Source organism: Herbaspirillum sp. NPDC101397 (assembly GCF_044767325.1).
In the GTDB taxonomy this organism is placed as follows: domain Bacteria; phylum Pseudomonadota; class Gammaproteobacteria; order Burkholderiales; family Burkholderiaceae_D; genus Herbaspirillum.
The window spans coordinates 1-12,296 of the sequence record NZ_JBIWNS010000002.1; the positions used below are offsets into that span (position 1 = coordinate 1).

A 12,296-nucleotide genomic window follows, 5' to 3' on the forward strand; every position below is an offset into this window, starting at 1 on the left:
CTTGCGAGTAGCCGGTGGCGGCAGGTGCAAATCGGATAAAGAGGGGAAACTTGTCTGAGCGCAGCGAGTTTGTTTCCCCTCCCGATTTGCGCCTGCCGCCGCCGGGAACCCCGAAGGGGCTACGAACTTGCGGTCGCCTTCTTTTGCTTACTTTTCTTGGCGAAGCAAGAAAAGTGAGCGGCTGCCGGGCCGCCCCCGGCTTGGTCGATCGAAGAAAGAAAAGATTTAACGAGAACAGGAAGACAGATCAGGCAGAAGCCACAGAATTGCGGTTACCAACCCGCTTGACCAACGCCGCCAACACATCCTGCCCGTCAAGCCAGTCGCCCAACCCCGAAGCAGTATTGATATGCCCCACCGCCCCCGCATTGACAAACTCGCTCCCCCAAACGCCCGCCCAATATTCAGCGCGTTCCGCCGACATCCAGGGATCATCAGTACTGCCGATCACGACCGAAGGAAACGGCAACCGCGTCTGCACGACATCGGCCACCTTGAATTTTTCAGGATCCGCCGGCGCCACCAGCAATGCACCGACGATATGACCTGCATCCAGACCCACACGATGCACCGTCGTCAGACAGCCAAAGCTGTGCGCAACGATCACGGTCGGACGCGCATCCTGTGCCAGCACCTCCTGCAAACGCGACGACCACACCGGCAAATCAGCAACATCCCAGTGATCCTGCTCAACCCGCTCGAAGGCCGGATACAACCGCTGCCAGCGCGACTGCCAATGCTCGGGACCGCTGCCGTCAAGTCCCGGCACCACCAGCACACGGAAATCCGCAATGCGTGGGACACCGGAGCTGCCTTGATTGCGTGCGGTCGTGTTTCCCATGTCAGGCCACCTTGCTTTCGGCGTTTGGAATCGGAGGCGGGAGCGCCAAGGTAGATTTCGGCGTATCCCACAGATAGCCCTGAGCATACACCGGCGTTGCCAGCTTGCCGCCAAACTCCTGCAGCCGCGCGAATACGTCCGGATTCTCGACGCGTTTAAACACGACGCGAATGCCAAGTGAGCCTGCCTGGCGCAGCAGCTTTTCAGTGCCCTCTTCATCGACCAGTTCGCGCGCGTCGACCTTGATCATGTCAGGCTTGACCTTCTCCAGCAAGGCCAGCGCGTCGCGCGCATCGGCGGCGCTGATGCCGAGCCGGAAACCGTTGCGCCGGTAATTGTCCAGCACATAGTTGAGCAGCCAGCCCTGGTTCTGCGTCACCACCGGCATCTGCAGCACGATCTTGTCATGCGGCAGCTCCAGCAGGTTGAGGATGCGACGGAAAGCGATGCCGTGATTGCTGTCCACGGCTGCCAGCAAACGCGCATGCACGCTCAGGTGCAGACTGACGTCGTGGTCCACCTGGCGATAGAAATTGATCGAATGCAGCATGCGGCACAGGCGGTCCAGTTCGACCGACTCGTCATCGCTGGCGGCCTGGTCGAGCAGGCGCCACAGATGCAGGCCGCTGTCGTCTTCGGAATAACTGCGCGCAAAACCTTCATGCGCGACGATGGCGGCGTCCGGCGTGCCGGCGCTGCCGAATACGCGTATCGGCTGGAATGCAGAAGTGAGCGTGGTGTTGAAATACTTGCCCTGCGCCCGCCCTTCCGCATCCAGCCAGACCCTGGATTCTTCTTTCACAGACCCGTTGAGGCGGGCAAGATATTTTTCCAGGGCTTGATACTTCATCAATGGCTCCGTGATGGAATCGGATCAGAGCTTGGCGATCGAGACTTCGGTCGCCTTGACCAATGCGACGACTTCGCTGCCGATCACCAGGCCCAGGTCCTTGACCGAGCGAGTGGTGATGACCGATGTGACGATGCCGGCAGGGGTTTCGACATCGACTTCGGAGACGACGGAGCCTTCGATGATGGCTTTGACTTTGCCCTTGAATTGATTGCGGACGTTGATGGCTTGAATGGTCATGCTTGACTCCTGGTGAGGTAGAAAACTGCGTTAAAAAATAAAAACAAAAACTTAAATTGCCCACTGCACCTGATTGACGGTCTTTTGCAGCGAGACATCGCCGAGCGCGCTGTCCGGCGCATTGGCCGGATGTTGCAGCACGCGCGACAGGATGTACTCTTCCATCTGCGCGAACGCAGGGTTGCCGCGGGCCCGCGGACGCGGCAGGTCGATGGCCTGGTCGAGCGTGATGTTGCCGTCTTCGATCAGCACCACGCGATCGGCCAGCGCGATCGCTTCCTGTACGTCATGCGTGACCAGCACGGCGGTGAAGCCGCGCTTCTGCCACAGCGATTCGATCAGCTGCTGCATTTCGATGCGGGTCAGCGCATCGAGCGCGCCCAGCGGTTCGTCCAGCAACAATAATTCAGGGTCGTGCACCAGCGCGCGCGCCAACGCCACGCGTTGACGCTGGCCGCCGGACAGCACGGCCGGCCATTCGCCGGCGCGTTCTTCCAGCCCGACCTGGCGCAGAGCTTGCGACGCCGAGGACAAGGCCGCCTTGGGCAAGCCCAGCGCGACATTGTTGAGCACGCGTTTCCATGGCAGCAGGCGCGAGTCCTGGAACATGATGCGGGTCTCCGGCTCGAAGCCCGGTTGACGTCCGCCGGCGTCCTTGGCGAAGAGGACTTCGCCGCGGGTCGCCGTTTCCAACTTGGCGATCAAACGCAACAAGGTGCTTTTGCCGCAGCCGCTGCGACCGACGATAGCGACGAATTCACCGGGCTTGACGTCGAGCGCGACGGCTTTGAGCACTTCGCGGCCGGCATAGGATTTCGACAGGCCGTCGATGGCGACGCGCACACCGCGGCTCTGCTTGTCGGACTGCGCTTCGGCGGCATGCTTTACTTGCGTGGTTTCGACCGGATTGTTTTGCATCGCGACGTCCTTGTTCGTTGCTTGGTTCGTTGCCGTGTTCATTGATAGCCCGGATGCCAGCGCAGCCAGAATTTTTCCAGGCCGCGCGCCAGTACGTCGGCCAGTTTTCCAAGCAGCGCGTACAGCAGGATGCCGACCAGCACCACGTCGGTTTGCAGGAATTCGCGGGCGTTCATGGTCATGTAGCCGATGCCGGCCTGCGCCGAAATGGTTTCGGCCACGATCAGCAGCACCCACACCAGGCCGAGCGCAAAACGCACGCCGACCAGGATCGACGGCAACGCGCCGGGCAGGATCACGTCGCGATACAGCGGCCAGCCGGACAAGCCGTAGCTCTTCGCCATTTCGATCAGGCCCTTGTCGACCGAGCGGATGCCGTGGAAAGTATTGAGGTAGATCGGAAAGAACACGCCGACCGATACCAGGAACAGCTTGGAAGTCTCGTCAATGCCGAACCACAGGATCACGAGTGGAATCAAGGCCAGCGCCGGGATGTTGCGCACCATCTGCAGCGTGGTGTCGAGCAGCACTTCCGCCTGGCGGAAGGTGCCGGTCAGCAGCCCTAGCAGCAGGCCGAGCCCGCCGCCGACGGCGAAGCCCGAAGCGGCGCGCCCGGTGCTCACGCCCAGATGCGTCCACAACTCGCCCGACGCCGACAGGTTCCAGGCTGCACGCAGCACCGCCCACGGCTCGGGCAGGATGCGGCTGGACAGCCAGCCTGCCTGCGCGGCGATCTGCCACACGACGATCAGGCCGACCGGCAAGGCCCAGGACAATAATTGCGTGGCGCCGAAACGATTGCCACTGCCGCTACTTTTAGCGGCAGCGATCTTGCGTGGAGTTTCGGTGGTGTCGACGCCAGAGCTGGCGATGCTTGCACTCATGATGGATCCTTAACTCTCGGACACTTGCTGCGCCGGCTTGGCGGCCGGTGGCGGCACGTGGGTGTTGCCGACAATCTCGCCGAACGGGCCGGTCAGGTTGAAACCGGGCAGCGTTTCCTTCTGCTTGCGCGGCAACAGCGGGAACACCAATTCGGCAAAGCGATACGATTCTTCCAGATGCGGGTAGCCGGACAGGATGAAGGTGTCGATGCCGAGGTCGGCGTACTCCTTCAGGCGTGCCGCCACGGTCGGACCGTCGCCGACCAGCGCGGTGCCGGCGCCGCCTCGCACCAGGCCGACGCCGGCCCAGAGGTTCGGGCTGACTTCGAGCTTGTCGCGCTTGCCGCCATGCAGCGCGGCCATGCGGCGCTGTCCCTCGGAGTCCATCTTGGCGAAGGTCTTCTGCGCCTTTTCGATGGTGGCATCGTCGAGCTTGCTGATGAGCTCGTCGGCGGCGCGCCAGGCGGCGTCCGTGGTTTCTCGCACGATCACGTGCAGGCGGATGCCGAAGCGCAAAGTGCGGCCGGCCTTGGCGGCGCGTGCACGCACGATGGCGATCTTCTCGGCCACTGCCGCAGGCGGTTCGCCCCAGGTCAGGTAGACGTCGACTTGCTCGGCGGCGAGGTCGATCGCTTCGTCCGAGGAGCCGCCGAAGTACAGCGGCGGGTATGGCGCCTGCACCGGGGGATACAAGGCCTTGGCGCCTTTGACGCTCAAGTGCTTGCCTTCGAAATTGGTTTCGCCGCCGGTGTGCGTCTTGCTCAGTACGTCGCGCCAGATCTTGAGGAATTCGTCGGAGATTTCATAGCGCTCCTTGTGCGTGCCGAAGATGCCGTCGCTCTCCTGCTCGGCAGGATCGCCGCCGGTGACGACGTTGACCAGCAAGCGGCCGCCGGACAGGCGGTCGAAGGTGGCGGCCATGCGTGCCGACAGCGTCGGTGCGCTCAGGCCGGGACGCACTGCGACCAGAAATTTCAATTGCTTGGTTTCACCGATCAGGCTGGCGGCGGTGACCCAGGCGTCTTCACAGGAACGTCCGGTCGGCAGCAACACGCCGTCATATCCCAGAGTATCGGCAGCGACCGCGACCTGCTTCATGTAGTCATGACTGACCAGACGTCCGCCTTCTGCGGTGCCGAGGTAGCGGCTGTCGCCGTGCGTGGGGATAAACCAGAAAACGTTCATTGCAAACTCCAATCGATATCGGTATCAGGTGAAACCAGCGGTGCGCCGGTCTCTTGCAAGCCGGCGCATCCATGATGCGTATTGCGCGTATTTACTTCAGCACGGCGTCCTTGACGCTGAGTTTTTTCGGGATCAGCTTGAGCTCGAAGAAGGCGTCAGCGATGCGTTGCTGCTCTTCCAGCACCTTGGCGTCGATCGGCCGGAAGATGTGTTCGTAGCGCTTCAGGCTAACTTCGATGACGTCGGTGTCCAGGCCCTGGATAGGCGCGAGTTGGGCCGCGGCTTCCTTGGTGTTCGCGCGGATCCATTGGCCTTCCTTGGTGATTTCTTCCAGTAGCACCTTGAGAACGGCGGCATTCTTTTCCGCGAACGGACGCGCACTCAGGAAGAACTGGTGATGGCTGACTGCGCCCACACCGCTTGCCAGGCGACGCGCGCCGATCTGTTTTTCAGCGGCGGCCTGGAAAGGATCCCAGATGGCCCACGCATCGATGGCGCCTTTTTCAAACGCGGCGCGGGCATCAGCCGGCGCCAGGTAGACCGGCTGGATGTCGCTGTAGTTGAGGCCGGCTTTCTTGAGCAGGGCCACCACCAGCCAATGCACGTCGGAGCCTTTGTTGAAGGCGATTTTCTTGCCCTTCAGTTCGGCCACGCTCCTGATCGGCGAATCCTTTTGCACCAGCAGGCCTTCGGCGTTCGGCGTCGGGATTTCATAGGCGGTGTAGACAAAGTCGGCGCCTGCCGCCTGGGCAAATACCGGCGGCGCTTCGCCGACATAGCCGAAGTCGACCGAGCCGACGTTCAGCGCTTCCAGCAATTGCGGACCGGCAGTGAATTCCGCCCATTTGACTTCCACGCCTTGCGCTTGCAGACGTTTTTCCAGCGCGCCGTGCGCCTTGAGCAGCACCAGCGTGCTGGCGGCTTTTTGATAGCCGATGCGCAGCACTTGCTTGGACTGGGCCGCGGCGAAGTTGCTCATGCCAAGGCCTGCAGCGGCGATGGTCAGTGTGGTCAGCGCGGACAGCAGGCCGAGGGTACGGCGTCTGGCGGAACGTTGTTGTGCACTCATCTGGTTTTCCCGTAACTGTTATTTTGTGTAATTTGGCGTAACAAGGCCCCTCCGCTCCTGCAGCGGATAGCGGGTCTTGCATGGATGATCAATGAAGCGGGAGGACGCGGCCCGCGCTTAAACGCTACATCGGATCTGCGAAAACGGTATATCGGTGAATACGCCCGGCGCGGTCTTGTGCAAGGCCAGCAGGCTGCTCGACAACTGGTCGACGCCTTCCTGCACGCGCGCCACGATGGGCGCATCGAGCACCAGGCCGTCCTGCTCGGACCAGATCACCTGCGCCTCGGTGGCGTAAATACTCGGCAGCACATGTTTGGGGTTCAGCGACGACAGCACAGGACGCAGCGCGTAATCGAGCGCCAGCATGTGCGACTGACTGCCGCCGGTAGCCAGGGGCAACACCAGCTTGTCGGTCAGGCCGAACTGCGGCAACAGGTCGAGGAAAGCCTTGAGCGCGCCGCTATAGGCCGCCTTGTAAACCGGTGTCGCCACAACCACGGCCGAAGCCTCTTCGACACGCGCCAGTGCGGCCTTGATCTCGGGATCGTTGAAGTCGGCGCGGATCAAGGCCTGACCCGGCAGATCGCGCACGTCCAGTTTGGAATAGCGGTGCCCGAGCGCGGCCAGCTTTTCGCCGACGTGGTGCAGCAAGCGGGTGGAACGGGACGGAGCGGAAGGACTGCCGGCCAACAAGAGAATCGTCATGGTCAACTCAAAGGGTGAATCTGGTACCTGGTGATGATTCCGGAAGCCCTGCTGCGGGCTTCCGGAGTGTGATGCCGATGTGCCGCAATTACTTCTTGTTCGGCACGTACAACTGGTCGAAGCTGCCGCCGTCGGAGAAGTGATCCTTCTGGGCCTTCTGCCAGCCGCCGAAGGTATTGTCGACCGTGATCAGGTTGACCTTCGGATATTGCGAGGCGTACTTCGCAGCGATCTTCGGGTTGATCGGACGGTAGTAGTTCTTGGCGATGATTTCCTGGCCTTCGTCGGAATACAAATGCTTCAGGTATTCTTCAGCGACCTTGCGGGTGCCACGACGGTCAACGACTTTGTCGACCACAGCAACAGGCGGTTCAGCCAGGATGGAAATCGATGGGGTGATGACGTCGAACTTGTCCGGGCCCCATTCTTTGAGCGAGATCAGCGCTTCGTTTTCCCATGCCAGCAAAACGTCGCCCAGACCGCGCTCAACAAAGCTGATGGTGGCGCCGCGTGCGCCGGAATCCAGCACCGGCACGTTCTTGAACAGCTTGGAGATGTAGTCGCGCGCAGCGGCGTCATTGCCGCCCTTTTTCAGCGCGTAGGCCCATGCCGCCAGGTAGTTCCAGCGTGCACCGCCGGAGGTCTTCGGATTCGGCGTGATCACCGAGACGCCAGGTTTGATCAGGTCGTCCCAGTCCTTGATCTTCTTGGGGTTGCCCTTGCGCACCAGGAACACGATGGTCGAGGTGTACGGCGAGCTGTTGTGCTCGAGGCGCTTTTGCCAGTCGGGCGGCAGCAGCTTGGCCTTTTCGGAGATTTCGTCGATGTCATACGCCAACGCCAGCGTCACGACGTCAGCGTCGATGCCGTCGATGACGGAGCGTCCCTGCTTCCCGGAACCGCCATGGGATGCTTTGATGGTCACGTTGTCGCCGGTCTTGGCTTTCCAATACTTGGCGAAGGCCTTGTTATAGTCGGCGTAGAGTTCGCGAGTCGGGTCGTAGGAGACATTCAGCAAGGAAACATCCGCGGCGTGGGCCAGCGGCACAACCTGCGAGAACAAGGCTGCGACGGCAACCGACTTGATAAGCTTTTTCAACATGATCTGCATCCCTCTTGGTTCAGTTTTGTTCTGGAGAGCACAGGTTAATGAGGCGGCAAGAAAAAACGAACGAATACTTTCTTCTCTCAATATGCGAAAAACAGATAAGCAACAACAAGGCTGCCGAATATAGAGAGGCGCTGTTCATATCAAATTCGCATAAGAGAATCACCTGCAGCAATATAGCCGGGAGGCATGGGCGAACGGGGAATTCCCGGCGAATCGTAATATCGGCCTTTATGACGCAATTACGGAACTGCCCTCTCCTTTGAACCTGTCGTCGCCGTTTCATTTTTGTCCTCGTAAAACTACCATCCCGCCCGGAAAACGCCTCTTCCTGGCGCACCGCCTTCTTCTCCTTTTCACAATGTGGTATAAAGAACCTATTGCAATGCATCAGAAATCGAGATGAAAAAAGAAGCCCACGACGAGACAGGCGCGATATCGATCCAGGTCATTGAACGGATGGTGTCCCTGCTGGACGCGCTGGCGATGTATCCGGATCCGGTCAGCCTGAAGGAATTGTCGGCCGCCACCAAGCTGCATCCCTCCACCGCCCACCGCATCCTCAACGACCTGGTGGTAAAGCGTTTCGTCGATCGCTCGGAGCCCGGCACCTATCGCCTCGGCATGCGTCTGCTTGAACTCGGCAACATCGTCAAGAGCCGCCTGAGCGTGCGCGAAGCGGCGCTCGACTTCATGCGCGCCCTGCATCGCAAGACCCATCAGACCATCAACCTGTCGGTGCGCCAGAGCGATGAAATCGTTTATATCGACCGTTCCTTCTCCGAACGCTCGGGCATGCAGGTGGTACGCGCCATCGGCGGCCGCGCGCCGCTGCACCTGACCTCGACCGGCAAGCTGTTCCTCTCCATTGACGACCCCAAGGCCGTGCGCGCGTACGCCACGCGCACCGGACTGGCCGGCCACAACAAGAATTCGATTACCGATCTGAGCAAGCTGGAGCGCGAACTGAGCATGGTGCGCGCGCTCGGTTATGCACGCGACAACGAAGAGCTGGAGCTGGGTGTGCGCTGCATGGCGGCAGGCATCCGTGACGACTCCGGCAAACTGGTCGCGGGACTGTCGATTTCGGCGCCGGCTGATCGCCTGCAGGAAGATTGGGTGGAAGATCTGGTCACCACGGCGGCGCAGATCTCCTCAGCGCTGGGCTTCGTGAGCCAGCAAAGCCTGCAGGATGGCGCGGCATAGTTTGAACGACTTCTACGTGCCGGGGCAGGAATAAAAAAGGCGAACCGAAGTTCGCCTTTTTTTATTGTCTGGTGACTTTAAAACCCGGATCAGCCTTCGTCCGCACGTGCACGCAGGTTCACGCGGGTCAGGTTTTGCGGGCCTTGCTCGGACAGCCATTTGCGCATGCGTGCAGCATCGCCCACGTGCGACAGCTTACCCTTGGAATCGAGGAACACCATCACTACCGAACGGCCTTCGATCTTGGTCAGCATGACCAGGCAATGGCCTGCTTCATTGATGTAACCGGTCTTTTGCAGGCCGATGTCCCAATCCTTGCTGGCGACCAGGCGGTTGGAGCTGGCGTATTGCAGGGCGTGGCCGCTGGGCTCGACCATGTATTTGGCGTCGGTCGAGTATTGGCGAATGATCGGATAGTTGTAAGCCGCGACCACCAGTTTGGCAAGGTCGCGTGCGCTGGCGACGTTGTTGCTGGAGAGGCCGGTTGAATCAACGTAGTGCGTATCCATCATGCCCAGCGAGCGCGCCTTGGCGTTCATTGCGGCGACGAATGCCGGCAGTCCGCCCGGATAATTGCGACCGAGCGCCGATGCCGCGCGGTTTTCGGAACTCATCAGCGCAATGTGCAGCATGTCGTCGCGCGACAATTGTGCGCCGACACGCAGGCGCGAGCTGCTGTGTTTTTGACGATCGACGTCGTCATCGCTGACGGTCAGGACTTCTTCCATGTTCTGGCGCGCTTCAACCACCACCAGCGAAGTCATCAACTTGGTGACGGACGCGATCGGCAAGGCAACAGAGGAGTTTTTTTCAAACAGGACTTGCGAGCTGGCCTGGTCGATCACCAGCGCGACATTGGAACGCAGCGCCAACGGGTCTTGCGTCAGGTTGAGGCCGGCCATGTCGCCGGCGGTCATGACGGGCGGCACCACCGGGACAGTCGGCATGGCGGCTACGCGCTGATACACCACGCGGCGCTTGCCGTGGACCACGGCGACCTTCTTGACCAGTTTTTCACGGCGATCCAGCGAGGCTTGGGGAGCGCGCCTGGGCGCGGCGACTGGACGACGATTGACGACGTTCTTCTTGATTACAGTCTTTTTAACGACCGTTTTCTTGGAATTAGGTGAAGTTTGCGCTTGCACCGAGGATATGCCGACCAAGACCAGAAGTGCCGTAGCGACGGCAGCTAGCGCAGATTTGAGCATTGGTGAACCTCCCCCTGATTGATACATACAAGAAACTGTTGGCAGTGTAGCAAACCAAGGGAAAATCGCAAGATAATTAGGTAGTTAGCGCAACTTTTTAATCAATTTTCTTGAAAAAGTGCGCTTTTTTAATTTTTGGAAACCCCGCGCGACTTTTTAACGGTCGCGATACCTCTGATTTGCTATAAACAGACCCGCCAGTACAAAAATAAAACCCACAGCATGATACCAGTGTAACGTCTCCCCCAGCCAGGCCATCGCGATAACAGAGGCGAATACCGGGACCAGATGAACGCATTGCGATGCCCTCACGGCGCCGATCCGATCAATGCCGTAGTTGCACACGAGCGTGGCCAGGATACTTGGGAAAACAGCCAGATAAAAAACACCGGTCACACTGGTTTGGCTGAGCGATATAACGAACGTCCGCCCGCCTCCGTTGACGAGCATCAGCAAAGTCAATGCAAACAATCCGAGCACGCCCGTGACCCACAAAAAACAGAAGCTCGGCAAGACACGCGGGCGACGCGGCAACAGCAAGAGATAGACACTCCACATCACCATCGCCACCAGCATCCAGGCATCGCCGCGATTGAGCTGAAAGCTTGCCAGGCCGGTAATCGAGCCATGGCTGATGATGGCGGCAACGCCACAGAGGGAGACGCTGACGCCTAGCAGCTCCATGCGACCCGGCCGACGCCTGTGTATCAGCACGGAGAGCAACACGGTCCAGACCGGAATCGAGGAATTGAGCAAGGCGGCGTTGGTCGCGCTGGTGAAATGCAGCGCGCCGAAAATCAGCGCGTTGTACAAGCCGGTGCCGAGCAAGGCCAGCAAGCTCAGCAGCGGTAAAGCCGCACGGATGTCCGCACGATAACGTACCACGTCGCGCCACACGAACGGCGCCAGGATCGTCAGGATCAGCACCCAGCGCCAGAACGCCAGCGTCAGCGGCGCGACCTGCTCATTGAGCGCTTTGCCGACCAGCATGTTGCCGGCCCAGAACAGGGCCGCGGTGGCGAGCGCGAGGACGGCGAGGAAATCGGAGGAGCGCAGTGCTTTCATGGCTGAGCGGCGTGCCTGACGCTGACGTAAGGAAAATGCCGCCCAGCATAAGCATCGACTCATATGGGGTCCAATATATTATTAGACGCCCTTTAAGTCGGTTTCCGTATGAGTTGCCTGCTCCCGCCGGTTACTTCTTGATCGCCTCCACCAGCACGGTGTCGATATCGAAGGAATAATCCTCGGCCACGTTGAAATAGGTGCGCACTTCCGCCGGCGCGGCGCGCCACAACGACTTGATTGCGGCAATGTGTTCCGGCGAAGTGCGCATGCGCGCGACCCAGGAGGAGAATTCCAGCGTCAGTTTCCAGCTCTTGGAGAACTCGACCTGCAGGCCGGTCTGCGCAATCAATTTTTTCCATGACGACAGACTGACGTTGCGCACATGCGAAGTGTCGCGCAGCAGCTCGATGCCCTGCACGTAGGTGTCGGCCAGCACATCTGCGGGCGCTGCAGTGTCGATCATCACAAAGCGGCCGCCCTGCTTCAGCACGCGTGCGGCTTCGTGCAAAGCCTGCGGCAGATTGCGCCAGTGGTGTGCGCTGAAACGCGTGCACACGACGTCGAACGAGGCATCGGCAAATGGCAGGCGGTCGGCGCTGCCCTGCTGCACCTCGATGTTTGGCAGCTTGCGTTCGACGGCGGCGGCGCGCACCACTTCCAGCATCTGTGCCGACAAGTCGTAGGCGACTACCTGCGCGGCGAACGGCGCCGTCGCAAAGCTGGCATGACCGCCGCCACAGCCCAGATCCAGTACGCGGGCATGCGGATAGGCAGCGGCATACGCCGCGAGGTCTTGCAGATCCGCCCCCTGCGCATGGACGGCGCTGGTCAGATACGAGGCGGCGGTGGTGCCGAACTGTTCGGAAATCACTTCATTGTGGCTACGCATTCCTGGCTCCTGTGTGATGTGCTACGTGGTTGTTGACTGGCTGGAGACGCAAGTTTAGTTGTTCTGTATCCTGGTACAAGTTCACCATTTATACTATTACCAAAACCAATAGCCTGAACCCT

Annotated in this window: 13 protein-coding genes; 1 reads left to right on the forward strand and 12 read right to left on the reverse strand. The window is 60.2% G+C overall.

Going from position 1 to position 12,296, the window contains the following annotated elements; genetic code table 11:
• Nucleotides 1-247: 247 nt before the first annotated feature.
• The 9 genes from ACIROW_RS04735 to ACIROW_RS04775 all read right to left on the reverse strand — a co-directional run bounded on the left by ACIROW_RS04735 (nucleotide 248) and on the right by ACIROW_RS04775 (nucleotide 7,797).
• Complete coding sequence (locus ACIROW_RS04735) at nucleotides 248-841, reverse strand: RBBP9/YdeN family alpha/beta hydrolase (protein WP_402272493.1); 594 nt, start codon at nucleotides 839-841, stop codon at nucleotides 248-250.
• A gap of 1 nt (nucleotide 842) precedes the next feature.
• Complete coding sequence (locus ACIROW_RS04740; protein ID WP_402272496.1) at nucleotides 843-1,691, reverse strand: EAL domain-containing protein; 849 nt, start codon at nucleotides 1,689-1,691, stop codon at nucleotides 843-845.
• Nucleotides 1,692-1,715: 24 nt separating this feature from the next.
• Nucleotides 1,716-1,931 carry a molybdopterin-binding protein gene (locus tag ACIROW_RS04745; RefSeq protein ID WP_007884497.1) on the reverse strand — a complete coding sequence of 72 codons (216 nt, stop codon included), beginning with the start codon at nucleotides 1,929-1,931 and terminating at the stop codon, nucleotides 1,716-1,718.
• A 51-nt stretch (nucleotides 1,932-1,982) separates the two neighbouring features.
• Nucleotides 1,983-2,849 carry an ATP-binding cassette domain-containing protein gene (locus tag ACIROW_RS04750; protein ID WP_402272500.1) on the reverse strand — a complete coding sequence of 289 codons (867 nt, stop codon included), beginning with the start codon at nucleotides 2,847-2,849 and terminating at the stop codon, nucleotides 1,983-1,985.
• 38 nt (nucleotides 2,850-2,887) lie between these two features.
• Nucleotides 2,888-3,733, reverse strand: a complete 846-nt coding sequence (ssuC, locus tag ACIROW_RS04755; protein WP_402272502.1) for an aliphatic sulfonate ABC transporter permease SsuC — start codon at nucleotides 3,731-3,733, stop codon at nucleotides 2,888-2,890.
• A 9-nt stretch (nucleotides 3,734-3,742) separates the two neighbouring features.
• Nucleotides 3,743-4,918, reverse strand: coding sequence for an FMNH2-dependent alkanesulfonate monooxygenase (gene ssuD, locus ACIROW_RS04760; protein ID WP_402272504.1), 1,176 nt, complete (start codon nucleotides 4,916-4,918; stop codon nucleotides 3,743-3,745).
• A gap of 91 nt (nucleotides 4,919-5,009) precedes the next feature.
• Complete coding sequence (locus ACIROW_RS04765) at nucleotides 5,010-5,987, reverse strand: sulfonate ABC transporter substrate-binding protein (RefSeq protein WP_402272506.1); 978 nt, start codon at nucleotides 5,985-5,987, stop codon at nucleotides 5,010-5,012.
• Nucleotides 5,988-6,104: 117 nt separating this feature from the next.
• Nucleotides 6,105-6,695 carry an NADPH-dependent FMN reductase gene (gene ssuE / locus ACIROW_RS04770; protein ID WP_402272508.1) on the reverse strand — a complete coding sequence of 197 codons (591 nt, stop codon included), beginning with the start codon at nucleotides 6,693-6,695 and terminating at the stop codon, nucleotides 6,105-6,107.
• A gap of 88 nt (nucleotides 6,696-6,783) precedes the next feature.
• On the reverse strand, nucleotides 6,784-7,797 hold the full coding sequence (locus ACIROW_RS04775) for a sulfate ABC transporter substrate-binding protein (RefSeq protein ID WP_402272511.1): 1,014 nt from the start codon (nucleotides 7,795-7,797) through the stop codon (nucleotides 6,784-6,786).
• A gap of 408 nt (nucleotides 7,798-8,205) precedes the next feature.
• On the opposite strand from ACIROW_RS04775, the gene ACIROW_RS04780 reads away from it, so the two are divergent.
• Nucleotides 8,206-9,009: an IclR family transcriptional regulator gene (locus ACIROW_RS04780; RefSeq protein WP_402272513.1), complete on the forward strand. Its 804-nt coding sequence runs from the start codon at nucleotides 8,206-8,208 to the stop codon at nucleotides 9,007-9,009.
• 89 nt (nucleotides 9,010-9,098) lie between these two features.
• Here ACIROW_RS04780 and pbpG read toward each other — a convergent pair whose 3' ends face one another.
• The 3 genes from pbpG to ACIROW_RS04795 form a co-directional block, all read right to left on the reverse strand.
• A complete protein-coding gene (gene pbpG, locus ACIROW_RS04785) occupies nucleotides 9,099-10,217 on the reverse strand; it encodes a D-alanyl-D-alanine endopeptidase (protein ID WP_402272516.1) in 1,119 nt (372 codons plus the stop codon).
• 156 nt (nucleotides 10,218-10,373) lie between these two features.
• Nucleotides 10,374-11,282: a DMT family transporter gene (locus ACIROW_RS04790; protein ID WP_402272518.1), complete on the reverse strand. Its 909-nt coding sequence runs from the start codon at nucleotides 11,280-11,282 to the stop codon at nucleotides 10,374-10,376.
• A 130-nt stretch (nucleotides 11,283-11,412) separates the two neighbouring features.
• Nucleotides 11,413-12,174, reverse strand: coding sequence for a class I SAM-dependent methyltransferase (locus tag ACIROW_RS04795; protein WP_402272521.1), 762 nt, complete (start codon nucleotides 12,172-12,174; stop codon nucleotides 11,413-11,415).
• Nucleotides 12,175-12,296: the final 122 nt, after the last annotated feature.

What these genes read in the sequence shown, in the direction of transcription:
- ACIROW_RS04735 (WP_402272493.1), bottom strand. Translation starts at nt 841, where the DNA reads ATGGGAAACACGACCGCACGCAATCAAGGCAGCTCCGGTGTCCCACGC.
- ACIROW_RS04740 (WP_402272496.1), bottom strand. Translation starts at nt 1,691, where the DNA reads ATGAAGTATCAAGCCCTGGAAAAATATCTTGCCCGCCTCAACGGGTCT.
- ACIROW_RS04745 (WP_007884497.1), bottom strand. Translation starts at nt 1,931, where the DNA reads ATGACCATTCAAGCCATCAACGTCCGCAATCAATTCAAGGGCAAAGTC.
- ACIROW_RS04750 (WP_402272500.1), bottom strand. Translation starts at nt 2,849, where the DNA reads ATGCAAAACAATCCGGTCGAAACCACGCAAGTAAAGCATGCCGCCGAA.
- ssuC (WP_402272502.1), bottom strand. Translation starts at nt 3,733, where the DNA reads ATGAGTGCAAGCATCGCCAGCTCTGGCGTCGACACCACCGAAACTCCA.
- ssuD (WP_402272504.1), bottom strand. Translation starts at nt 4,918, where the DNA reads ATGAACGTTTTCTGGTTTATCCCCACGCACGGCGACAGCCGCTACCTC.
- ACIROW_RS04765 (WP_402272506.1), bottom strand. Translation starts at nt 5,987, where the DNA reads ATGAGTGCACAACAACGTTCCGCCAGACGCCGTACCCTCGGCCTGCTG.
- ssuE (WP_402272508.1), bottom strand. Translation starts at nt 6,695, where the DNA reads ATGACGATTCTCTTGTTGGCCGGCAGTCCTTCCGCTCCGTCCCGTTCC.
- ACIROW_RS04775 (WP_402272511.1), bottom strand. Translation starts at nt 7,797, where the DNA reads ATGTTGAAAAAGCTTATCAAGTCGGTTGCCGTCGCAGCCTTGTTCTCG.
- ACIROW_RS04780 (WP_402272513.1), top strand. Translation starts at nt 8,206, where the DNA reads ATGAAAAAAGAAGCCCACGACGAGACAGGCGCGATATCGATCCAGGTC.
- pbpG (WP_402272516.1), bottom strand. Translation starts at nt 10,217, where the DNA reads ATGCTCAAATCTGCGCTAGCTGCCGTCGCTACGGCACTTCTGGTCTTG.
- ACIROW_RS04790 (WP_402272518.1), bottom strand. Translation starts at nt 11,282, where the DNA reads ATGAAAGCACTGCGCTCCTCCGATTTCCTCGCCGTCCTCGCGCTCGCC.
- ACIROW_RS04795 (WP_402272521.1), bottom strand. Translation starts at nt 12,174, where the DNA reads ATGCGTAGCCACAATGAAGTGATTTCCGAACAGTTCGGCACCACCGCC.